At 65.6% G+C, this 20236-nt stretch carries 23 protein-coding genes and 1 other RNA gene; 16 read left to right on the top strand and 8 right to left on the bottom strand.

Annotated elements, in window-relative coordinates; genetic code table 11:
* The first annotated feature begins 30 nt into the window (after positions 1-30).
* From Ga0102493_RS12345 to Ga0102493_RS12370, 6 genes are read left to right on the top strand one after another with little or no spacing between them, the layout of a single operon-like run.
* Positions 31-2898, top strand: coding sequence for a monovalent cation/H+ antiporter subunit A (locus Ga0102493_RS12345; protein ID WP_034903320.1), 2868 nt, complete (start codon positions 31-33; stop codon positions 2896-2898).
* Positions 2895-3293: a Na+/H+ antiporter subunit C gene (locus Ga0102493_RS12350; RefSeq protein WP_174544542.1), complete on the top strand. Its 399-nt coding sequence runs from the start codon at positions 2895-2897 to the stop codon at positions 3291-3293. Before Ga0102493_RS12345 ends, Ga0102493_RS12350 begins: the two co-directional genes overlap by 4 nt.
* A complete protein-coding gene (locus Ga0102493_RS12355; protein WP_034903317.1) occupies positions 3290-4819 on the top strand; it encodes a monovalent cation/H+ antiporter subunit D in 1530 nt (509 codons plus the stop codon). Before Ga0102493_RS12350 ends, Ga0102493_RS12355 begins: the two co-directional genes overlap by 4 nt.
* A complete protein-coding gene (locus Ga0102493_RS12360) occupies positions 4816-5307 on the top strand; it encodes a Na+/H+ antiporter subunit E (RefSeq protein ID WP_034903314.1) in 492 nt (163 codons plus the stop codon). Before Ga0102493_RS12355 ends, Ga0102493_RS12360 begins: the two co-directional genes overlap by 4 nt.
* The gene (locus Ga0102493_RS12365; protein ID WP_034903312.1) at positions 5304-5573 is read left to right on the top strand and encodes a K+/H+ antiporter subunit F; all 270 of its coding nucleotides are present in this window, start codon (positions 5304-5306) and stop codon (positions 5571-5573) included. Before Ga0102493_RS12360 ends, Ga0102493_RS12365 begins: the two co-directional genes overlap by 4 nt.
* Positions 5570-5962, top strand: a complete 393-nt coding sequence (locus Ga0102493_RS12370; RefSeq protein WP_236922222.1) for a Na+/H+ antiporter subunit G — start codon at positions 5570-5572, stop codon at positions 5960-5962. Before Ga0102493_RS12365 ends, Ga0102493_RS12370 begins: the two co-directional genes overlap by 4 nt.
* Before the next feature lie 6 nt (positions 5963-5968).
* Here Ga0102493_RS12370 and Ga0102493_RS12375 read toward each other — a convergent pair whose 3' ends face one another.
* Together Ga0102493_RS12375 and Ga0102493_RS12380 are read right to left on the bottom strand one after the other, a co-directional pair.
* Entirely contained in the window at positions 5969-6160 is a 192-nt protein-coding gene (locus Ga0102493_RS12375; protein ID WP_034903309.1) for a DUF3008 family protein, read from the bottom strand.
* A 90-nt stretch (positions 6161-6250) separates the two neighbouring features.
* Positions 6251-6688, bottom strand: coding sequence for a VOC family protein (locus Ga0102493_RS12380; protein WP_034903306.1), 438 nt, complete (start codon positions 6686-6688; stop codon positions 6251-6253).
* A gap of 101 nt (positions 6689-6789) precedes the next feature.
* Here Ga0102493_RS12380 and Ga0102493_RS12385 point away from each other — a divergent pair, with 101 nt between their 5' ends.
* A complete protein-coding gene (locus Ga0102493_RS12385; RefSeq protein WP_034903303.1) occupies positions 6790-7524 on the top strand; it encodes an SIMPL domain-containing protein in 735 nt (244 codons plus the stop codon).
* Between the two features lie 5 nt (positions 7525-7529).
* On the opposite strand, the gene Ga0102493_RS12390 is transcribed toward Ga0102493_RS12385, so the two are convergent.
* Entirely contained in the window at positions 7530-8354 is an 825-nt protein-coding gene (locus Ga0102493_RS12390) for a TorF family putative porin (protein ID WP_051697904.1), read from the bottom strand.
* Positions 8355-8821: 467 nt separating this feature from the next.
* Here Ga0102493_RS12390 and Ga0102493_RS12395 point away from each other — a divergent pair, with 467 nt between their 5' ends.
* Both Ga0102493_RS12395 and Ga0102493_RS12400 read left to right on the top strand, forming a co-directional pair.
* The gene (locus tag Ga0102493_RS12395; protein WP_034903301.1) at positions 8822-9628 is read left to right on the top strand and encodes a metallophosphoesterase family protein; all 807 of its coding nucleotides are present in this window, start codon (positions 8822-8824) and stop codon (positions 9626-9628) included.
* A 75-nt stretch (positions 9629-9703) separates the two neighbouring features.
* The gene (locus tag Ga0102493_RS12400; protein WP_034903298.1) at positions 9704-11014 is read left to right on the top strand and encodes a UDP-glucose dehydrogenase family protein; all 1311 of its coding nucleotides are present in this window, start codon (positions 9704-9706) and stop codon (positions 11012-11014) included.
* Between the two features lie 11 nt (positions 11015-11025).
* On the opposite strand, the gene Ga0102493_RS12405 is transcribed toward Ga0102493_RS12400, so the two are convergent.
* From Ga0102493_RS12405 to Ga0102493_RS12425, 5 genes are all read right to left on the bottom strand, one after another.
* Positions 11026-11814 carry a hypothetical protein gene (locus Ga0102493_RS12405; RefSeq protein WP_034903694.1) on the bottom strand — a complete coding sequence of 263 codons (789 nt, stop codon included), beginning with the start codon at positions 11812-11814 and terminating at the stop codon, positions 11026-11028.
* A gap of 49 nt (positions 11815-11863) precedes the next feature.
* An RNA gene (gene rnpB, locus Ga0102493_RS12410) (RNase P RNA component class A) lies at positions 11864-12285 on the bottom strand.
* 59 nt (positions 12286-12344) lie between these two features.
* Positions 12345-13100, bottom strand: coding sequence for an N-acetylmuramoyl-L-alanine amidase (locus tag Ga0102493_RS12415; protein WP_081845622.1), 756 nt, complete (start codon positions 13098-13100; stop codon positions 12345-12347).
* Positions 13097-13750, bottom strand: coding sequence for a histidine phosphotransferase family protein (locus Ga0102493_RS12420; protein ID WP_034903292.1), 654 nt, complete (start codon positions 13748-13750; stop codon positions 13097-13099). Before Ga0102493_RS12420 ends, Ga0102493_RS12415 begins: the two co-directional genes overlap by 4 nt.
* A 10-nt stretch (positions 13751-13760) precedes the next feature.
* Positions 13761-14156: a M67 family metallopeptidase gene (locus Ga0102493_RS12425; protein ID WP_034903289.1), complete on the bottom strand. Its 396-nt coding sequence runs from the start codon at positions 14154-14156 to the stop codon at positions 13761-13763.
* 5 nt (positions 14157-14161) lie between these two features.
* On the opposite strand from Ga0102493_RS12425, the gene Ga0102493_RS12430 reads away from it, so the two are divergent.
* From Ga0102493_RS12430 to Ga0102493_RS12460, 7 genes are all read left to right on the top strand, one after another.
* Entirely contained in the window at positions 14162-15127 is a 966-nt protein-coding gene (locus Ga0102493_RS12430) for an RluA family pseudouridine synthase (protein ID WP_034903285.1), read from the top strand.
* 113 nt (positions 15128-15240) lie between these two features.
* Positions 15241-16146 (top strand): RNA polymerase sigma factor RpoH, encoded by a 906-nt coding sequence (gene rpoH / locus Ga0102493_RS12435; RefSeq protein WP_081845621.1) that lies wholly within the window; start codon positions 15241-15243, stop codon positions 16144-16146.
* A gap of 96 nt (positions 16147-16242) precedes the next feature.
* The gene (mtgA, locus tag Ga0102493_RS12440; protein ID WP_034903282.1) at positions 16243-16914 is read left to right on the top strand and encodes a monofunctional biosynthetic peptidoglycan transglycosylase; all 672 of its coding nucleotides are present in this window, start codon (positions 16243-16245) and stop codon (positions 16912-16914) included.
* A 5-nt stretch (positions 16915-16919) separates the two neighbouring features.
* Positions 16920-17879: a cation diffusion facilitator family transporter gene (locus tag Ga0102493_RS12445; RefSeq protein WP_034903690.1), complete on the top strand. Its 960-nt coding sequence runs from the start codon at positions 16920-16922 to the stop codon at positions 17877-17879.
* Positions 17879-18487, top strand: a complete 609-nt coding sequence (locus Ga0102493_RS12450; protein WP_034903279.1) for a sigma-70 family RNA polymerase sigma factor — start codon at positions 17879-17881, stop codon at positions 18485-18487. Before Ga0102493_RS12445 ends, Ga0102493_RS12450 begins: the two co-directional genes overlap by 1 nt.
* A complete protein-coding gene (locus Ga0102493_RS12455) occupies positions 18484-19284 on the top strand; it encodes an anti-sigma factor (RefSeq protein WP_051697902.1) in 801 nt (266 codons plus the stop codon). Before Ga0102493_RS12450 ends, Ga0102493_RS12455 begins: the two co-directional genes overlap by 4 nt.
* Positions 19285-19441: 157 nt before the next feature.
* On the top strand, positions 19442-20005 hold the full coding sequence (locus Ga0102493_RS12460) for a fasciclin domain-containing protein (RefSeq protein WP_034903276.1): 564 nt from the start codon (positions 19442-19444) through the stop codon (positions 20003-20005).
* Positions 20006-20236 lie beyond the last annotated feature (231 nt).

Consider the following 20236-nt stretch of genomic DNA (forward strand, 5'->3'; position numbering starts at 1 on the left):
CGAACCGCCAACCTGACCCGGAGCGTCATCTTGGACCTGCTGACGATATCGCTGCTGCCCTTTCTCGGCGCGCTCGCTCTCGCGATCGCCGGCGGGAGCCTCCCCGGCGGAGGCTCGCGCAGGGTGCACGGCGCGGTCGCGGGCGCATTCGCGGCGACGGCGCTGGCACTGGTCATGCTGCATGCGCCTGCCGTTCTCGGCGGAGAGGTCATCGCCGAACGCCATAGCTGGATTCCCGCGATCGGGCTCGATGCGAGTTTCTTTCTCGACCCGCTCGGCCTCCTGTTCGCCGGGCTCATCCTCGGCATCGGCGTGCTGGTGATCGCCTATGCGACCTTTTATCTCTCGGACGAGGAGGATTCGGGCCGCTTCTTCGCGTTTCTGATGCTGTTCCAGGGCGCGATGCTGGGGATCGTCCTTTCGGACAACATCCTGTTCATGCTCGTCTTCTGGGAGATGACGAGCCTGTCCTCCTTCTTGCTGATCGGCTTCTGGAATCACAAGCCGGAAGGGCGACAAGGCGCTCGCATGGCGCTCGCGGTTACCGGCGGCGGCGGACTGGCGCTGATCGGGGGAATGGTGCTGCTCGGCAATATCGCCGGGACCTATGACCTGACCGCGATCCTAGCCCAGCGCGAGGTGGTGCAGGCCTCGCCGCTCTATCCGGTGGCGCTGGTGCTGATATTGCTCGGCTGCTTCACCAAGTCGGCACAGTTTCCGTTCCATTTCTGGCTGCCCCACGCGATGGCCGCGCCCACTCCGGTCTCGGCCTATCTCCACAGCGCGACGATGGTGAAGGCGGGCGTGTTCCTGATGGCGCGGCTCTGGCCGGTGCTGGCGGGGACCGACTTGTGGTTCTATCTTGTCGCGACGACCGGGCTGCTCACCATGCTGGTGGGCGCGGCGATCGCGCTGTTCAAGGACGACCTGAAGGGCCTGCTCGCCTATTCGACGGTGAGCCATCTCGGGCTGCTCACCATGCTGCTCGGCTTCGGCACGAAGATGGCCGCGGTGGTGGCGGTGTTCCACATCGTCAACCACGCGACCTTCAAGGCGGCTTTGTTCATGAATGCGGGCATCGTCGATCACGACGCGGGCACGCGCGATATCAGGCGGCTGGGCGGGCTCATCGGCCTCATGCCGATCGCGGGGATTTCCGGCACGATCGCGGGGCTTTCGATGGCGGGCCTTCCGCCCTTCAACGGGTTCATTTCCAAGGAGATGATGCTCGAGGAAGCGGTGCACACCGCCTGGGCCGGGGTGCCCTGGCTGCTGCCTGCGCTCGTCACGCTGGGCTCGCTGCTCTCGGCGGCCTATTCCTTCCGCTATGTCTACGGCGTCTATTTCGGGCCGCGGCACGACGATTATCCCAAGTCCCCGCATGATCCCGGCATCGGGTTGTGGGGCCCGCCCGGCGTGCTGGTCGCGCTGGTGGTTCTCATCGGTCTTTTCCCCACTACCTTCGCCGGGTCTCTTGTCGAAAGCGTGTCGCGGGCGGTCGTGCAGGATACCGAGCTGCCCTATTACTATCTCAGTCTTTGGCATGGTTTCACCCTTGCCCTTCTCATGAGCGTCATCGCCGTCGTGGGCGGCGCTGCGCTGCTGTGGAGGCACGGCATCGCCGAGCGCGTCTGGCAGAGCCTGCCGGTGCCCGTGGCCAAGCGACTGTTCGACAGCGGGATCGCAAAGCTCGTCGCGGCAAGCCGGGCGTTCACCGAGGGCGTCCATACCGGCTCGCTGCCGCGCACCCTGTTCGTGTTCTTCCTCGCCGCGCTCGCGCTCGGGATCGAGGGGATGAGCGCAGGCAGCCACGCGCCGGGCATGCGTGAGACGATCCCCGCTTCGCCGGTCGCGATCATCTCATGGGCCATCCTGATCGCCGGCGCTGTCGCGGTGGTGATGTCGGAGACGCGGCGATTCCTGTCGCTCATTTATATCAGCATCATCGGCCTCATCGTCTCGCTCGCCTTCGTCTTCCTGTCCGCGCCCGACCTTGCGCTGACGCAGATCTCGGTCGAGGTGGTGACGATCCTGTTGCTGCTGCTCGCCCTCAACCTCCTGCCCAAGGCGCCGCGCTCGATCAGTTCACTGCCGCGCCGGGTGCGCGACGGGGCGCTGGCGAGTGCTATCGGCGGCGGCGTTGCATGGCTCGCCTATGCGGTCATGACGCGGCCTGCGAACGACCCGATCTCCTCCTATCACTGGGAGATGTCGAAACCGGGCGGCGGCGGGACCAATGTCGTGAACGTCATCCTCGTCGATTTCCGCGGCTTCGACACGTTCGGCGAGATCATCGTGCTCGGCATCGCGGCGATCGGGATCTATGCGCTGCTTCGAACCGCGGTGAGAGGCGAATCCGGGCAGCGCCTGCTCGCCTGGATACCCGACCAGATCCGCTCGCCCGAGCGCCACCCTATGATGCTGGTCGTGGCCGGGCGGCTGATACTGCCACTGGCGCTGGTGGTCGCGCTCTACATCTTCCTGCGCGGGCACAACCTGCCGGGCGGCGGCTTCATCGCGGGGCTGGTGTTCTCGATCGCGCTGCTGATCCAGTACATGGCCTCGGGCTTCGAATGGGCCGAGGACCGCCGCCGGACCGAGCGTCATGCGCTCATTTCCTGGGGCGTGCTGATCGCCGCGGCGACCGGGCTCGGCTCGCTCGTCTTCGGCAAGCCGTTCCTGACCTCCGCCTTCGACTATTTCCATCTGCCGCTGATCGGCGAGATCGAACTCGCCACCGCCATGCTGTTCGACATCGGCGTCGCCCTGACGGTGGTCGGCGCGGTCATGCTCGCCCTCGCCCAGCTTTCGGGCGCGGCACAGCGGGCGGAAAAGCTTGAACCTTCGGAGCATCCGATGGACATCGATCCCTCGCGGCCGAAGGAGCAGGGAACATGACCTTCGGCCTCAGCATCGAATTCCTCGTCGCTTCCGGGATCGGCGTGCTGACCGCGGCGGGGGTCTATCTCACCCTGCGCAAGCGGACCTTCCCGGTCGTGCTCGGGATCGCCATGCTGTCCTATGCCATCAACGTCTTCCTGTTCGCGATGGGGCGGCTGATGGTCGACCGCCCGCCGATCTACGGCAAGGATGTCGCCGAATACACCGATCCCCTGCCGCAGGCGCTGGTGCTGACCGCGATCGTCATCAGTTTCGGCATGTCGGCCTTCGTCGTCGTGCTGGCGCTTAGAGCCTATCTCGAAAGCGGGTCGGACCATGTCGACGGCGATCCCGACGACGCACCCGACCACGAGGACGTCCTCGCCCGCCAGCAGCGGGAGGATGAACGATGAGCGATCTCATCATCGTCCCGATCCTGCTGCCCGCAATCATCGCGGCCGTGTGCCTCGTGCGCGTCGTTCGTCTTTCGCAACTCGCCCGGCTGCTGTCGGGCGCATCAACGCTGGTGATCCTTGCAAGCGCGCTTGCGCTGTTCCTTTCGGCGAAGGACGGGAACATCACGATCTACGAACTTGGCGATTGGCCCGCGCCTTTCGGCATCGTGCTGGTGCTCGACCGGCTGTCGGCGCTGATGGTCCTGCTGACGAGCGTGCTCGGCGTGGTCGTGCTCGCTCATGCGGTGCTCACCGGGCTCGACCGCAGGGGGATGCATTTCCATCCGCTGTTCCAGTTCCAGCTGCTCGGCCTCAACGGCTCGTTCCTGACGGGCGACCTGTTCAACCTGTTCGTGTTCTTCGAGGTGCTGCTGATCGCATCCTACGGATTGATGCTGCACGGCCAGGGGCAGCAGCGACTGCATGCGGGCGTCAAATATGTCGTCGTCAATCTCGTCGGATCGACGCTGTTCCTGATTGCGGTCGGCATCCTCTACGGAGTGACCGGGACGCTCAACATGGCCGACATGGCGCTGCGCGTCGCCGAAGCGCCGATGGGCGACCAGCCGCTGATCCGCGCCGGCGCGCAATTGCTGATCGCGGTCTTCGCGCTCAAGGCCGCGCTGCTGCCGCTCCATCTGTGGCTACCGCAGACCTATGCCTCGACCAGCCCCGCGGTCGCCGCCCTGTTCGCGATCCTCACCAAGGCGGGCGTCTATCCGATCATCCGCGTCACCGTGCTGATCTTCGGGGCGGATGCCGGCGTCGCCGCCTTCGCTCCGGTGGGCTGGATGCTGCCAGCGGCCATGCTGACGATCCTTGCAGGCTATGTCGGCGTGCTCGCGGCGAGAAACCTCAGGAGCCTTGCCGCTTTCGGAGTGATCGGGTCGACCGGCACGTTGCTTGTCGCGGTGAGCCTGTTCACGCCCAAAGGGATCGCTGCTGCACTTTATTACATGCCGCATTCGGTGCTGGCGGGCGGGCTCGTCTTCCTCGTCACCGATCTCGTGCGACGTGGGCGCGGCGATGACGAAGATCACCTTCGCCCCGGCCGCCCTTTCGCCCGGATCGGGCAGGTGTCGGTCCTGTTCATGCTCGCCGCGATCGCGCTGGCCGGCCTGCCGCCGCTTTCGGGATTCGTCGGCAAGGTCCTGATCCTCGATGCGAGCGCCGGAGCGGCGTTGATGCCGTGGATCTGGGCCGCGGTTCTGGGCGGCACGTTCTTCGCCATTCTCGGCCTCGCCCGCGCGGGCAGCACCTTGTTCTGGAAGGCCCAGGGCGAGCCTGCCGAGGTCCCGCCGACCCGTCACCCGTTCGAAACCGCGCCGGCCTGGTTTCTGCTGGCGCTCGTCGCGGGTCTTACGATCTTCGCAGGCCCCATGACCGACTACGCCGGCGAGACGACCACGCAATTGTTCGAGCGCACCCCTTATATCGAGGCAGTACTGGGCGAAGCGCCGCGGCAGGCGGAGGGGCTCCGGTGATCCGCAATCTCTTCCCCCATCCCGGCCTTTCCGGCCTGCTCGCCGTTTTCTGGGTCCTGCTCGCGAACAGCGTGAGTTGGGGATCGATCATCATGGCGGGGATCGTCGCCGTGGTGGTCCCGCTTTTCACCTCGCCCTATTGGCGGGAGAAGCCGCGCCTGCGCTTCGGCTGGGCAATGCTCGAATACCTTCTTGTGGTGCTGTGGGACATCGTCGTCGCCAATTTCGAAGTCGCCTGGATCATCCTGACCAAGCGCGACCGCGACCTGCGCTCGGCCTGGCTGGTGATCCCGCTCGATGTTAACCAGCCCGAGGCGATCACCGCACTGGCAGGGACGATCAGCCTCACCCCCGGCACCGTCTCCGCGGATGTTTCGGCCTGCGGTCGGATGTTGCTCGTCCATGCGCTTGACGTGGGCGATCGCGACGAAGCCGTCGCCCGCATCAAGGCGCGCTACGAGGCGCGGCTGACAAGGATATTCCGATGATCGATTTCGCCGTCTCCGCCGGGTTCGTCATCATTGCGCTCGCGCTGGTGCTGAACCTTTGGCGTCTGCTCAAGGGCCCGACGCGCGGGGACCGGATCCTCGCGCTCGACACCATGATGATCAACGCGATCGCGCTCATCGTGCTCTACGGCATCTATGAAAGCTCGACCTTCTACTTCGAGGCCAGCCTCCTGCTTGCGATGGTCGGTTTCGTCGGGACCGTTGCCTACACCAAGTTCCTGCTGCGCGGAGACATCGTCGAATGAGCCCGCTGATGACGCAGATCGCCGATTTCGCAATCGCCGCGCTGATCCTCGCAGGCGCGGGCTTCGCGCTCGTGGGGTCTTGGGGCCTTGTCCGGCTGCCCTCGCTGATGACGCGGTTGCACGGGCCGACCAAGGCGACGACGCTGGGAGTGGGCGGGATCCTGCTTGCCTCGATGATCTATTGGCCCGTGCACGAGGGCCGCTACACCGTGCACGAACTGCTCATCACGATCTTCCTGTTCATCGCCGCACCGATCACGGCGAACATGATCGGCAAGGCGCATCTTCACCGGCAGGGCAATTACATCGACCCCAATCCAGCCGACGACATACGCGAAGGCCTGCCCGAGCGCGACCGCTGGGCGACCTTTACCCGGGACGAGAGCTAGCCCTCTTCAATCCTTGTCGTCGACATGCTCAGGCTTGCCCTTGCGCTTGCCCTCGGCGAAGTCCTCGAGCTGGTCCTCGCTCATGGAATCGTACATTTCCTTGGACGCGCCCTGAAGGTCGGAGACCTTGGTCTCGCCGCGTTTCGCGGACAGGGCCGCCCCCGCCGCCTTCTGCTGTGCCTTTGATTGTGCCGGCATGGTTTCTCTCCTCTCGCTTTACCGCTCCCCCGCTTCCCGAACGACCGGGCCAAAGCGGGGGTTCCGGATCGGAGGGAGCGCGGGGGGCCGTTACCAGCTGCCGACATTCTCCATGCTGGCCCAGGGCTCAGCCGGTTCAAGCCGGCCTTCCTGCAGCAATTCGACCGAAATGCCGTCCGGCGATTTGACGAAGGCCATGTAGCCGTCGCGCGGCGGGCGATGGATCGTGTGGCCCGCATCCTTCAGCTTCTGGCAAGTCTCGTAGATGTTCTCGACCCGGTAGGCGAGATGGCCGAAATTGCGCCCGCCGTCGTAGCTTTCCGGCTCGCTCCCGTCCTCGGGCGGCCAGTTCCAGGTCAGTTCGACCTCGGCCAGCCCCTCCTGCCCGGGCGCGGCGAGGAAAATCAGGGTGAAGCGGCCCTGCTCGACATCGAAGCGGCGCACTTCCTCCAGCCCGATCACCTTGAAGAAAGCAACCGTCGCATCGGGATCGGTCACGCGGATCATCGAATGGAGATATTTGGTCATTGGCTTCCTCGGATGGTTTTGCCGCTCCTCTCTATCACTCATTCAAAAACGGTTCATCGACGATCCTACACAACTCGTCGCAGATACTCAGGGAGGACAGGATGTGCGACGAGACGGGCGGAAACGGGCTGACGGGTTCGGCCAACAGGCGGTGGTTCGGGACGGCGGCGATCGCTGCGTTCGGCATGATGGCAGGCGGCTACCTGCTCGGCGACGGGTTGCTGCGCGCGAAAGAGGCGGAACGTTCGGTCACCGTGCGCGGACTGGCCGAGCGCGACGTGACTGCCGATCTCGCGACCTGGACGATCTCCTATTCAGCCTCCTCCACCAATCTCGCCAGCGCGCAGGCCAAGGCGCGTTCGGACACCGACGCGATCGAAACCTTCTTCGCCGATCTCGGCTTTCCCGAAGACGCGCTCCAGCCGACCGGGGCGAACGTGTCGAGCTACACCAACGACGGCATCACCACCTACACGGTGCGCCAGCGCCTTGCACTGCGGACCGACGACATCGCCCGCGCGCAAAAGGCTGTCGCGCGGCAATTCGATCTCGTGGGGCGCGGGGTGTTCCTGGAGGAAGGTTCGGGCATGAGCTATGCCTTCACCCGCCTCAACGACATCAAGCCGGAAATGGTCGCAGAAGCGACCCGAGACGCCCGCGCCGCCGCGCAGCAATTCGCCGAGGACTCGGGCGCGAGGGTCGGCTCGATCAAGGACGCGACGCAGGGCTATTTCTCGATCGAGGCGCGCGACGGCGAGAGCGGCGGCTGGGGCCAGTCTGACAGCCCCTACAAGAAGGTCCGCGTGGTCACGACCGTCAGCTTCACGCTCGACTGAGCGGTTCAGAAATAGGCGGTCAGCGTGCCGAGGATCGTGCCCGAAGTCGGATTGAATGCGCCTGGCGGAGCGACATCGTCGGCCGCGTCGACATAGGCGACCCCCAGGACCAGCGGGGTGTCGCGGATCGCCCAGTCCGCGCCGAGCGACCAGTCGAATGACACGCTCTCGCCCGCGAAATCGATCGCCCCGTCGGTGTAGCCGAGATGCGCGTTCACCGTCACCGGTGTCCCCGGCACCCCTGCCGACAGGTCGGTGTAGACATAGAGGTTGTCGCGCCTGAGGCCGCCGAACCGGAGCCCGTCCTCGCCCACGTCCCAGGCTGCCCCGACCGTCGCCTGCGCCGGCCCCAGAGTGAAACCGACCGAGCCGTAGAGTTCGAGATAGTCGAAATCGCCCTCCGGCGCGTCGGGAAAGGTGTAGGCGATCACGCCCAGATTGGCGCTCAGCCCTTCCGCGACATCGCCGCTCCAGCCGGCATAGAAATCGAGTTCAAGCCCGCCATAGCCGGTGGTCTCGTCATCGAGAGTGGACGCGAAGGTGCCCGCGTAAAAGCCGGTATCGTGGAACAGGTCGATCCCGCCCTGCACCGTCGGATCGCCGCCCGAAAGATCGACGCCGCGAAACCGGTATTCGCTCGCCAGTGTCGCATTGGCGGTAATGGTGAAACCCTGGCCCGAGATCGCGCTGGCCGTATTGTTTGCTTCGCGACCCTCACCGATGCCGGAGCGGGCCTTGATCGGGATAACCGGGTCCTGGGCGTCCGGCCCCTCGTGCGGAAGTTCCTCGCCGGCAGGGGCGGCGAAGGCGGGCGCCGCAGCAAGAGCCATTGGAATGAGGGCAGCTGCAGCCAGCCGCTGCGCAGCGCCGGGCGGGCGCCCCGCGCAGTCCCCGCCTCGCGCCGGCGCGCTCGCCCAGCCTTTCAGGTTCATCGACCGATTTCCGGAATCTCGCCTCAAGCCCATCCCCCTGTTTCACGATCCTCTTCGCCCCGACGGACCCTTAGCATGCGCTTAGAGAGAACGTGGCCTTGCAGACCCTGCTCAGCGACGAATTGTGCGATCCGTGCGGGCGAGTGCACGCCCTGCTCAGTTGCCGTTAAGCCGCATGCCGCCTAATGGCCGTGCATGACCACACGATCCGATCCGGCTGCTTTACCCCCTAGCCCGAAACGGGGCGAGCGCCCAGGGATTGTGCCCATATCATCCGGCAGGGCACCCGGGCGGGAGCTTTTGCGTCCGCTTGCCCAGCCCTCCCGCAATCGTTTTCCGCGAAATCCCATCTGCCGCCAGGACCCATGCTGAACGCGCTCAAGGACCTTTTCCGATCCGCTCCCTCGCCCACCGCCTCGCGCGTTCCGGCGGGAACGCGTTATTACGTCATCGGCGACATTCACGGGCGGCTCGACCTGTTAGAGGCGATGATGGACGCGATCGAGGCGGATATTTCGCGGGACGGCGATGCCGAGGCGCGCATCATCCTGCTCGGCGACCTTGTCGATCGCGGACCGGACAGCGCCGGCGTGATCGCAGCGACGCGCGAATGGCAGAGCAGGCGCAATGTCCGCGTCCTTGCCGGCAATCACGAGGAAATGTTCCTCCAGGCCTTCGAAAAGCCGGAAATTCTGCGCCATTTCCTCAAGCATGGGGGACGCGAAACGATCCTGTCCTACGGCCTGTCGCGCAAGCGCTTCAACACGCTCGAACTCGATGAATTGTTCGCGATGCTGCCCCGCCTCGTTCCGCCGGAGGAGCGGGAATATATCGCCTCCTTCGAGGAAATGATCGTCGCGGGCGATTATGTCTTCGTCCATGCCGGGGTCGACCCCGGCAAGCCGCTTGAGGCGCAGAATCGCAGCGACCTGCTCTGGATCCGCGATCGCTTCCTCGATCACGACGGCCCGCTCGAGAAGGTCGTGGTGCACGGGCACACGATTTTCGACCGGGTCATGGATTGCGGCAACCGGATCGGGATTGATACTGGCGCTTTCCGCTCGGGTGTGCTTACGGCGCTGGTGCTCGAAGCCGACCAGAAGCGAATCATGCAGGCCTGCCAGCAGGATGACGGGCCGATCGAGACCTTCCACGGCGACCGGGCACGTTAGCGGCGCGCAGACGGCGCGAGCGCAGGGCACGGACGACACGCGGGCGCCGCAGTCTCGCCGAGGGGAACGAATTCGATGAAAATCGCGATGGTGGGTTCGGGCTATGTCGGCCTCGTGTCGGGCGCCTGTTTTGCCGATTTCGGACACGATGTCGTGTGCATCGACAAGGACCAGAGCAAGATCGACCGCCTGCATGACGGGATCATGCCGATCTACGAGCCCGGGCTCGACGCGCTGGTCGAAAACAACGTGCGCGCCGGAAGGCTCTCCTTCACGACCAGCTTGGCCGAAGCGATTGCCGACGCAAGTGCCATCTTCATCGCCGTCGGCACGCCGAGCCGCAGGGGCGACGGCCACGCCGACCTGACCTTCGTTCATGCGGTCGCGCGCGAAGTGGGCGAGAACCTGTCGGGTGATGCCGTCATCGTGACCAAGTCGACCGTGCCGGTCGGAACCGGTGACGAAGTCGAGCGGATCATCGGCGAGACGGGCACTTCGCACCGTTTCAGCGTCGTCTCCAATCCCGAATTCCTGCGCGAAGGCGCGGCGATCGGCGATTTCAAGCGCCCCGACCGCATCGTGATCGGGGCGGAGGACGATTTCGGCCGCGACATCATGCGCGAGGTCTATCGCCCGCTCTTCCTCAACGAATCGCCGATCCTTTTCACCAGCCGCCGCACCAGCGAACTGATCAAGTACGCCGCCAACGCCTTCCTCGCGACCAAGATCACCTTCATCAACGAAATGGCGGACCTGTGCGAGAAGGTCGGCGCCAACGTACAGGATGTCGCGCGCGGGATAGGGATGGACAATCGTATCGGGCCGAAATTCCTCCACGCCGGGCCCGGCTATGGCGGATCGTGCTTTCCCAAGGACACGCTTGCGCTGCTCAAGACGGCAGAGGATTATGACAGCCCGACCCGCATCGTCGAGGCCGTGGTCAAGACCAATGACAGCCGCAAGCGGGCGATGGGCCGCAAGGTGCTCGAGGCGCTCGGCGGGGCCGAAGCCGCTCGTGGAAGGAAGGTCGCGCTGCTTGGCCTGACGTTCAAACCGAACACGGACGACATGCGCGATTCGCCCTCGATCGCGATTGCCCAGACGCTGAGCGATGCCGGGGTCGAGCTTGCCGCCTTCGATCCCGAAGGCATGGAACTTGCCCGCCCGCTGATGCCCGAGGTGACGATGTGCGCCGATCCCTATGAGGCGATCACCGGGGCGGATGCGACCGTGATCGTAACCGAATGGGATGCCTTTCGCGCGCTCGACCTCAAGCGGGTAAGAGAACTAGCGAATGCGCCGGTTCTGGTCGACCTGCGCAACATCTACCATCCCGAGGATGTGCGTGCCGCAGGGTTTGCCTATACCAGCGTCGGGCGCCTCTAGCTGCCCACGGTCTACAGACCGAGCCAGTGGCGCCGGTTGCCGGGCCGCGCTAGGCTCGCAAGGGTCACCGCCAGGACGAGCGCGCCGCTTGCCATGCAGGCGATGGCGATGATCTCGGCCTGCTGCCCGCCGCGGAAATAGATCGCCGACAGCGCCCAGCAGAACACCAGCGCGTACCACGGATTGCCCTTGCTGCGTGCGGTCGCCAATGCGGCGACCAGCCCCCCGATGCCGACCATGACTGCCGCTGCGAGCGGATTGGCGAAGCCGCCCCCGACGCCGTGATAGACAAGGCTCGCCGAGATGTTGACGATGCTCGCGGCCGTCAGCCACGCTGCGAGCGCGCTCAGCACGAGGCCTGCGAACCAGCGCTCGCCCGCCGACAGCGTCTTCGCCAGTGCAAGCGCGCGCAGGCAGGCAAGCAGCCCGGCAAGCGAAACGAGGATGATCGCCGCAGATACGAAGGTGAGATTGGCAAACTGGGTGTAGGTCGCCCATACGCCCTGTGCGGCGAGCGCAATTGCGGCCGGCCAGGCGATCCGCGCCAGCAGGGCATTGTCGCGCTGCGCGGGCAGCGCCTGCCAGATCGCGAAGACCGCGCTGCCGAGGAAAAGCGGCCCCCAGATCGCGAAGGCCCAGCCCGATGGCGTGATCAGCGTGCGCACGCTGTCCGAACGATCACCGATCTGTTCGCCAAAGCCCAGATCGGGCAGAAAGGTTGCCCCGATCTGCACCACCACCGCGAGGATCACGGCAATGCGCTGGACGAGCGGGCGAGTGGGGGGAGCAAGGCTTGTCATGGCGGCACGATGGCGCATCGCGCACCGGAACGACAGCACGAAAAAGCAAAATATCAGGGGGCCGATAAGCCGGGTTCTGTGCCGCGCGCGGTATTCCGCAAGGGAACCTGCCGCGTGGTGGCAGCCATTCATCTGGGCCGCCCGTTGCCGGACGGCTCTAGCAGCCAACCCGGGCCTCTCGGGGCGAAACACCCCTGTCCCGGATCGATCCGGGACACGAGGCCCCTATTTGGCCTTGCTCCGGGTGGGGTTTGCCATGCGGACGCCGTTGCCGGAGCCCCGGTGCGCTCTTGCCGCACCCTTTCACCCTTGCCTGTGCGCTTTAGGCGCCATCGGCGGTATACTCTCTGTGGCACTTTCCCTGAATGCCGACCCGAAGACCGACACCCGGCGGGCGTTACCCGCCACCCTCGTTTCGTGGAGCCCGGACTTTCCTCGCACCTCGCGGTACGCGGCTGCCTGGCCCCCTGACAAGGCTCATATAGGCGGAAAATGCGCGGGGCGGTAGGGCCTTGGCGCTTCGGAGGCCCTTATCGGGTCAGGCCGCGGTCGCGGTCGAGCAGAAGCTGGAACAGGATCGCCCCCACCTGCCCGTCGATCGCCCCGTCGATGATCTCGGGCCGCCAGCGCCGCTGGAACGCTTCGACCGCCGCGGTCGCATCGGTGATGTCGTAGCCGAACCGCTCGAGCGCGAGCATGAAGGCCCCGTCATTCTGGAACGGGTCGCCGAGCTCGAGCTTTTCCGGCTTCGGCAGGCAAAGTCCATATTCCGCCAGCCGGTCCCACGGGAACAGCTCGCCCGGGTCGAGCTTGCGCGCGGGCGCGACATCGGAATGGCCGACCACATTGGCTCGCGGGATGTCGTAGTCCTCGATGATAGCCGCCAGCAGCGGGACGAGCGAATTGATCTGCGCTTCGCTGAATTCGCGGTACCCCCCTGCATGACCGGGATGATCGAGCTCGATCCCGATGCTCGCCGAATTGACGTCGGTGATCCCGCGCCAGCACGAAACGCCCGCATGCCAGGCCCGCCTGGCTTCCGCCACGAGCTGGGTCACGGTCCCGGTCTCGCTGATGAGGTAATGCGCCGAGACTTCGCTTTCGGGATTGATGAGCTTGCCCAGCGCCTGTTCGACCGGCTGCATCTCGGTATAGTGCAGCACGACCATAGTGATGGGCAGCTGGCGTTTGCCGAAATTGGGAGACGGTACGACCGCATGGACCAGTTCCCCTTCGCGCATGCCTTCGGGAAGGCTGCCGCGCGGGGCTGGTGGAGCGGCGCTCATCCGATCATTCCCTCGGGCTCGGGAATCACCGCACCCAGCACCAGGGCATCGTCCGCAAGGCGGTATTGCAGGCCCCCGCCGAGTTCCTCGGCGAGCACCGCGATCATGTGCGCGGCCGCCGTCCGGCTGGTGAGTTCGCCCGCGCCGAGTTCGCCCTGCAAAGCGCGTCCGATCGTCTCGTCGAAGGCGATCCGCGGCCCCGTCGCGCGCGCCACGATCTCGACATTGCCCTCGAGCCGCTCGGCCCCGATATCCAGCCGCCCGCCGCGCACCAGCGCATCGAGAGCGATCTGGGCCAGGTTGAGCAGGACCTTGATCGCGGGCTTGGGAAGAGTGTTCTCGGCCATCGCCCAGTTGACCTCGATCTTCTTGGCATCGCCCGCAAGCGCGCCGATCACCTGCTGCGCCTCCTCGATCGGGACGCTGTCGCCGAACCCGCCTGCCGCCCCGAAGGCGAGGCGGAAGAACTTCAGCTTGTCCGTGCTTATCTTCGCGCTCGCCTCGAGCAGCTCGACGCAGCGTTCACGCATTTCCGGGTCGTTTTCGTCGGCAAGCAGTTCGAGCCCGTTGGACAGCGCTCCGACCGGCGAGAGCAGGTCGTGGCAAAGGCGCGAACACAGGAGAGAGGCAAGATCGGTCTGCGAAATCATAGGCGCGACCTTAGCCATCGATTATCGTGCTGGAAAGCGTCTCGAAACCGCCTTCCACCGCGCGGAAGAAAGCGAGTTCTCCCTCACCGCAGATCGCCCACACCCGGCCGTCGGATGCCGCCTCGGCGCGGTCGGTCGAAGAGGGTTCGGCAGGGCCTACGGGGTGCGAATGGAAATAGCCCACGATCTGCGGACCGCCGCTGCGTGCGGTGCGATGTGCGTCGATCAGCGCCTGCGGGTCGATTTCGAACCGGCGCGCGGGCCGATCATGGACATTGGCCGTCTGCGAGAATGCCTCGATCCGCTCGCCAGCACCAAGCAGGATCCCGCAGGCCTCGTTCGGATGCGCCGCACGCGCCGCTGCCAGCATCGCGTCCGCCGCCTCTCTTGTCACCTCAAGTCCCATGGCGCATGGCCCTAGCCGTGTCGAAGCGCGAAATCATCACCGGCACGATTGCCGCTCCCGCCCGGCTCGACAAGGCCCTTGCCGAGGCGAGCGGGCTTTCGCGCGCGCGGGTGCAGGCGCTGATCGGCGAAGGTGCGGTCGAAATCGGCGACGCGACGGCGACCGGCGCCTCGGCCAAGGTCGCCGCCGGAACGCCGTTTCGCATCGCCCTGCCCCCTGCCGCCGAGGCAGAGGCATGCCCGCAGGCGATCCCGCTCGTCATCGCATACGAGGACGATCATCTGATCGTCGTCGACAAGCCCGCCGGCATGGTGGTCCACCCAGCCGCCGGAAATGCAGACGGTACGCTCGTCAATGCGCTGCTACACCATTGCAGCGGGAGCCTGTCAGGGATCGGCGGGGTCGCGCGCCCCGGCATCGTCCACCGGATCGACAAGGACACCTCCGGGCTTCTCGTCGTTGCTAAGACCGACGCGGCGCACGAAGGTCTTGCCGCGCAATTCGCCCAGCATTCGGTGCATCGCCGCTATCTCGCCGTCACCGCCGGACATCCGCGCCCTGCGGCGGGGACGATCGAGGGGCGGATCGGGCGTTCCGACGCGAATCGCAAGAAGATGGCGGCGCTCGATCCGAAATCGACGCGCGGCAAGCATGCGGTGACGCACTACCAGACACTCGAAGGGCTGGGGCACGCGGCGCTCGTCGAATGCCGGCTCGAAACCGGACGCACCCACCAGGTGCGCGTTCACTGTGCGTCAATCGGCCATGCGCTATTGGGAGATCCACTCTACGGGAGCACTCCCAGACCGCTAAGACCCCTGCTCGCCCGGCTTGGTTTCGCCCGCCAGGCGCTGCACGCGGCGGAGTTGGGTTTCATGCACCCGGTCTTGCGCAAAAACGTCCAGTTTAGGAGCGATTTGCCGCCCGACATGCAGGAACTGATCGACGAATTGGATCGTTTTGATCGATGAAAAGCGCACACAATTGCGCATTCTTCGTGTATAACCTGCCCTCGTGACCCAATCGGCCGGATGCCCATCAGGGGTCCGGCAAAAGCGGTCGACAACAGAAAGGTCCGTCAAACGTGAGCACTACCAAGACCCAGTCGGTCCCGGCGCTCAGCGGAGAGCAGAGCCTCAACCGCTACCTGTCCGAGATCAAGAAGTATCCTGTTCTCACGGCCGAGCAGGAATATATGCTGGCCAAGCGTTACCAGGAACATGAGGATCCCGAAGCCGCCGCGCAACTGGTCTCGAGCCACCTGAGGCTCGTGGCGAAGATCGCGATGGGCTATCGCGGCTACGGCCTGCCCGTCTCCGACCTCATTTCCGAAGGAAACGTTGGGCTGATGCAGGGCGTCAAGAAATTCGAACCCGATCGCGGCTTCCGCCTCGCGACCTACGCAATGTGGTGGATCAAGGCGTCCATCCAGGAATTCATCCTGCGCAGCTGGTCGCTCGTGAAAATGGGCACGACCGCGGCGCAGAAGAAGCTGTTTTTCAACCTTCGCCGGATGAAGAAGCAGCTCGAAGCCTATGAGGACACCGATCTCAGCCCCGAGGACGTGAAGAAGATCGCAACCGATCTTGGCGTTCCCGAGCAGGAAGTCGTGAACATGAACCGCCGGATGATGATGGGCGGCGACGGCTCGCTCAACACGCCGATGAGGAATGGTGAGGAAGGCTCGGGCGAATGGCAGGACTGGCTGACCGATGACGGCCCGTTGCAGGACGAACTCGTCGCCGACGCCGAGGAAGCCGACGTGCGTCACGAGATGCTCATCGAGGCGATGGAATCGCTGAACGAGCGTGAGAAGCACATCCTCACCGAACGGCGCCTGACGGAAAAGCCGCAGACGCTCGAGGAACTCAGCCAAGTCTACGATGTCAGCCGCGAACGCATCCGCCAGATCGAGGTGCGCGCCTTCGAAAAGCTGCAGAAGGCGATGCAACGGATCGCGGGAGAGCGCCTGCTTCCAGGCGTCGCGTAAGCGTTCGTCGGACGCCGAAACACAATGGCCCTCCCCGGTTCGCGCCGGGGAGGGTTTTGTCTTTGAAAGCGGTGCGGGCCGCACTATTGCCTCGTCATGGCTCTAACCCTAGCGCGTCTGGTCGCGAAGATCATCGCCGGCTTCATCGCGCTCACGCTGCTGCTGGTGCTCGCCTTCAAGTGGATCCCGGTGCCCGTCACCGCGACCATGGTGATGGATGAACACGGCATCACGAAGGACTGGGAAACCCTCGCCAACATCGACCCAAACCTCGTCCACGCCGTGATCGCGGCGGAGGATTCCAAGTTCTGCGAACATTCGGGCTTCGACACGGAAGCGATCGAGCAGGCGCTGGCGGAACGCGAGGAAACGGGGCGCGTGCGCGGGGCCTCCACGATCAGCCAGCAGACCGCGAAGAACGTCTTCCTGTGGCAGGGCGGCGGCTGGTTCAGGAAAGCGTTCGAGGCGTGGTTCACCTTCTGGATCGAGCTTGTATGGGGCAAGGCGCGTATCATGGAGGTCTACCTCAACGTCGCCGAGACCGGGATCGGCACATACGGCGCGGAGGCCGGGGCGCAGCGCTATTTCGGCCATTCCGCCGCCCGCCTGACCCCGGACGAGGCCAGCCGGATGGCCGCAGCGCTTCCCAGTCCGAAAAAGCGCGAGGTCCGCAATCCCGGCGGCTGGCTCGCCCGGCATGGCAATTCGATCGAGCGGCGTATCGTGATCGTGAAGCGTGACGGGCTCGCCGCCTGCGTCTATGAATGAGCGTGATGGGTCTCGCACACTCACATGACTATTCGCACGGCCAGGCCGGTCATGCGCATTCGCACGGGCACGGGCACGGGCACGGGCATCCGCACGCCCACGCGCCGAAGGATTTCGGCGCCGCCTTCGCGATCGGCGTCGCACTCAACACGGTGTTCGTCGTGGTCGAAGCGGCGGCCGGATGGCTCTACGATTCCATGGCGCTCATCGCGGACGCGGGGCACAACCTGTCGGATGTGCTCGCCCTGCTGCTTGCCTGGGCCGCCGCCGAGGCGGCGAAGCGCCCGCCGCAGGGCCGCTTTACCTATGGCTTCAAGAGCTCCACGATCCTCGCCGCGATCGCCAACGCGCTGCTGCTCGCCATCGCGATCGGGGCGATCCTTATCGAGACCGCCCACCGCCTGTTCGAACCTTCCGAGCCGCAGGGCATGGTCATGGCGATCGTCGCCGGGATCGGAGTTGCGATCAACACGTTGACTGCCTTGCTGTTCATGCGCGGTCAGGAGGACCTGAACATCAAAGGGGCTTATCTTCACATGGCGGCCGATGCGCTCGTCTCTTTGGGAGTGGTAATCGCGGGGCTCGCGATCCTCTTTACGGGGTTCTGGTGGATCGATCCGCTCACCAGCCTCGCCATCCTCGCGGTGATCGCATGGGGAACCTGGGGGCTCGCGCGCGACAGCGTGAAGCTTGGCCTCAATGCCGCGCCCGCGAATATCGATGTCGATGAAGTGCGCGCCCATCTGCGCGCGCTCGACGGGGTGGAAGCGGTGCACGACCTGCATGTCTGGCCGATGTCCACCACCGAAACCGCGCTCACCGCCCATCTCGTCATGCCGCGCCAGCAAGGCTCGGACAGCTTCCTGCGCGAGGCCGCCCGTTCGCTCAGGGATCGCTTCGGCATCGGCCATTCGACCATCCAGGTAGAGCGCGACGAAAGCGCCGCCTGCGAGCACCCCTGCTGATGGCGCGGCGCGTGCCTTCGCAAGACGAGGCGGACCTCCCGCCCGACGAGGCCGCGATCGCGCGCGAAAATCTGCGCGCGGCGATGGTCCGCCTCGCCGATGGTGACAGCGCGGCGCTCGAGGAGATTTACGCTGCGACACGGGTGAAGCTATACGGGATATGCCTGCGTATCTTGGGCGACAGAAAGGAAGCCGAGGACGCCTTGCAGGACGTCTATGTCAATCTGTGGCAGCGGGCCGACCGCTATGACCCGACCCGCGCGAGCCCGATATCGTGGCTGGCCACCTTCGCGCGCAACCGCGCGGTGGACCGGCTGCGCACGGGCAAGGTGCGCGGCGGGGCCGTACCCGTGGAGGAGGCGGCACCGCTTCCCGACGAGACCCCGCTTGCCGACGATCTTCTCATCGATGCGGAACGCGCGGCGAGAGTCCATTCCTGCCTCGAAACGCTCGACGAGAACGCGGCAACGCAGATCCGCGCGGCCTTTTTCGACGGGTTCACCTATGCCGAACTGGCAGATCGCTCCGGCGTGCCGCTGGGCACCATGAAGAGCTGGATACGGCGCGGCCTCATCCGCCTGCGCGAATGTCTGGAGAAGAGCGAATGAGCGCCGGGGAAACCATGCGCGGCAGTGCCCCCGGAGGCGAGCCGGTGCTTGCTGCGGAATATGCGCTCGGCCTGCTCGAAGGCGAAGCGCTGCTCACCGCGCGCGGTCGCATGGCGAGCGATCCCGATTTCGCCGCCGCCGTCCGGCAATGGGAGGAACGTCTCGCCCCGCTGCTCGACGAGGTGCCCGCCGCCATGCCGTCGAGCGAGGTATGGCAGCGGATCGAGGCTCGGGTGACCGCTCTAAAGGCCGTCAAGGCCGAGGCCGAGCTCGCGGGTGGCGGAGCTTCGGCGGCGAATGTCGTCGAATTGCAGGACCGCGTGCGCCGCTGGCAATGGACGGCCGGGCTGACCTCGCTCGCCGCGGCGGTTGCGCTCGCACTGCTCGTGTTCTCTCCCGATAATGCGCCCGCACCCGGCCCTGTTGCGCCAGAGCAAGCTCCCGCCCTTGCCGAGGCCGATCCGTTGGTCGCGACCGTGCCGATCGGCGACACCGGCCTGCGGCTCGACGTGACCTACATCCCCGAAAGCGAGCGCATGGTCATCGCCGCGATCGGACTTTCGGCCGACGGCGTGCATGACCACGAATTGTGGCTCGCCCCTCCGGACGGAGGCGACCTGCAATCTCTGGGCGTCGTGGCCCCGGGCGAGATCCGCAGCATGAAACTGCCTGAAACCATCGGTCGCAACCTCGCCGAAGGAGCGGGGCTGGTGCTCACCCGCGAACCGATCGGCGGCAAGCCCGAAGGCATGGACGCAGGACCTGTTGTCGCCCAGGGCTCCTTCACCGAAGTTTGATCCGTTCCCGGCACGGCCGGGCGCGAATGAGACACACGGCATCGCGCAAATCCCCGATTTTCCCGACGAATTCTCCGCTGGCCGCATCCGGTCCGCCCCCCGATGCGTAAATTCCGCGCAAGATCGGGAGGGCTTGCGCAAACAAGGAGAGTTTCACATGCGCCATATCCCCAGCACGATCAAAGCCGCCGCTTTTGCGGCCGTCGCCTCGGCCACCGGCCTCGCCGCCGTGACTGCCGTCCCGGCCGCAGCCGACCATCACATGGAAAAGGAAGCCGGCACGATCGTCGACATCGCCAAGAGCACCGGCATGCACGATACGCTAGTGCAGGCCGTAGTCGCCGCCGAGCTTGCCGAGACCCTATCCGGTCCCGGCCCGATCACCGTCTTCGCACCGGTGGACGATGCGTTTGCCGCGCTGCCGGACGGCACGGTCGAAACGCTGCTCAAGCCCGAAAACAAGGGTGCGCTGCAGGCAGTACTGACCTATCACGCGGTGGCGGGGAAAGTTACCAGCGCCGATCTCATGAACCTTATCCGCCAAAGCGGCGGCTCGGCCACGATCGAGACCGTCCAGGGCGGCACGCTCACCGCCATGCCGATGGGCGACAACATCGTCATCACCGACGCGCGCGGACGCCAGACCAAGGTCGTCAAGGCCAATGTCGAGGCCTCGAACGGCGTGGTCCATGTCACCGACGGCGTTTTCCTGCCCGGCTGATCGACCGACCCGAAAGGCTTGCGTCGCCTCACCCTTACCTCCCACCCGGGGCGACGCGGACCGCGCCCCGTCCGGCTTTTCCTCCAGGCCGGGCGGGGCCTTTTCGTTTCGCAGCCGCGCCCGTGGCCGCATCCGGAACCCCGAACCGCGCCGAGTGGTGGGAAGAGCGCGGCAGGGCGCCTAAGCAGGTCTGAACCCTTGCAGGGGCCCATGCATTGATAGGGAAAGGGT

The sequence above is a fragment of the Erythrobacter litoralis genome (genome assembly GCF_001719165.1).
Lineage (GTDB): Bacteria > Pseudomonadota > Alphaproteobacteria > Sphingomonadales > Sphingomonadaceae > Erythrobacter > Erythrobacter litoralis.

Excerpts from the sequence above, each read along its gene's own strand:
- Ga0102493_RS12420 (WP_034903292.1), bottom strand. The coding sequence starts at position 13,750 with ATGATTTCGCAGACCGATCTTGCCTCTCTCCTGTGTTCGCGCCTTTGC.
- Ga0102493_RS12405 (WP_034903694.1), bottom strand. The coding sequence starts at position 11,814 with ATGACAAGCCTTGCTCCCCCCACTCGCCCGCTCGTCCAGCGCATTGCC.
- Ga0102493_RS12415 (WP_081845622.1), bottom strand. The coding sequence starts at position 13,100 with ATGAGCGCCGCTCCACCAGCCCCGCGCGGCAGCCTTCCCGAAGGCATG.
- Ga0102493_RS12365 (WP_034903312.1), top strand. The coding sequence starts at position 5,304 with ATGATCGATTTCGCCGTCTCCGCCGGGTTCGTCATCATTGCGCTCGCG.
- Ga0102493_RS12380 (WP_034903306.1), bottom strand. The coding sequence starts at position 6,688 with ATGACCAAATATCTCCATTCGATGATCCGCGTGACCGATCCCGATGCG.
- Ga0102493_RS12385 (WP_034903303.1), top strand. The coding sequence starts at position 6,790 with ATGTGCGACGAGACGGGCGGAAACGGGCTGACGGGTTCGGCCAACAGG.
- Ga0102493_RS12400 (WP_034903298.1), top strand. The coding sequence starts at position 9,704 with ATGAAAATCGCGATGGTGGGTTCGGGCTATGTCGGCCTCGTGTCGGGC.
- Ga0102493_RS12430 (WP_034903285.1), top strand. The coding sequence starts at position 14,162 with ATGGCCCTAGCCGTGTCGAAGCGCGAAATCATCACCGGCACGATTGCC.
- Ga0102493_RS12370 (WP_236922222.1), top strand. The coding sequence starts at position 5,570 with ATGAGCCCGCTGATGACGCAGATCGCCGATTTCGCAATCGCCGCGCTG.
- Ga0102493_RS12445 (WP_034903690.1), top strand. The coding sequence starts at position 16,920 with ATGGGTCTCGCACACTCACATGACTATTCGCACGGCCAGGCCGGTCAT.
- Ga0102493_RS12390 (WP_051697904.1), bottom strand. The coding sequence starts at position 8,354 with ATGGCTCTTGCTGCGGCGCCCGCCTTCGCCGCCCCTGCCGGCGAGGAA.
- Ga0102493_RS12460 (WP_034903276.1), top strand. The coding sequence starts at position 19,442 with ATGCGCCATATCCCCAGCACGATCAAAGCCGCCGCTTTTGCGGCCGTC.
- Ga0102493_RS12450 (WP_034903279.1), top strand. The coding sequence starts at position 17,879 with ATGGCGCGGCGCGTGCCTTCGCAAGACGAGGCGGACCTCCCGCCCGAC.
- Ga0102493_RS12455 (WP_051697902.1), top strand. The coding sequence starts at position 18,484 with ATGAGCGCCGGGGAAACCATGCGCGGCAGTGCCCCCGGAGGCGAGCCG.
- Ga0102493_RS12425 (WP_034903289.1), bottom strand. The coding sequence starts at position 14,156 with ATGGGACTTGAGGTGACAAGAGAGGCGGCGGACGCGATGCTGGCAGCG.
- Ga0102493_RS12350 (WP_174544542.1), top strand. The coding sequence starts at position 2,895 with ATGACCTTCGGCCTCAGCATCGAATTCCTCGTCGCTTCCGGGATCGGC.
- Ga0102493_RS12375 (WP_034903309.1), bottom strand. The coding sequence starts at position 6,160 with ATGCCGGCACAATCAAAGGCACAGCAGAAGGCGGCGGGGGCGGCCCTG.
- Ga0102493_RS12395 (WP_034903301.1), top strand. The coding sequence starts at position 8,822 with ATGCTGAACGCGCTCAAGGACCTTTTCCGATCCGCTCCCTCGCCCACC.
- Ga0102493_RS12355 (WP_034903317.1), top strand. The coding sequence starts at position 3,290 with ATGAGCGATCTCATCATCGTCCCGATCCTGCTGCCCGCAATCATCGCG.
- mtgA (WP_034903282.1), top strand. The coding sequence starts at position 16,243 with ATGGCTCTAACCCTAGCGCGTCTGGTCGCGAAGATCATCGCCGGCTTC.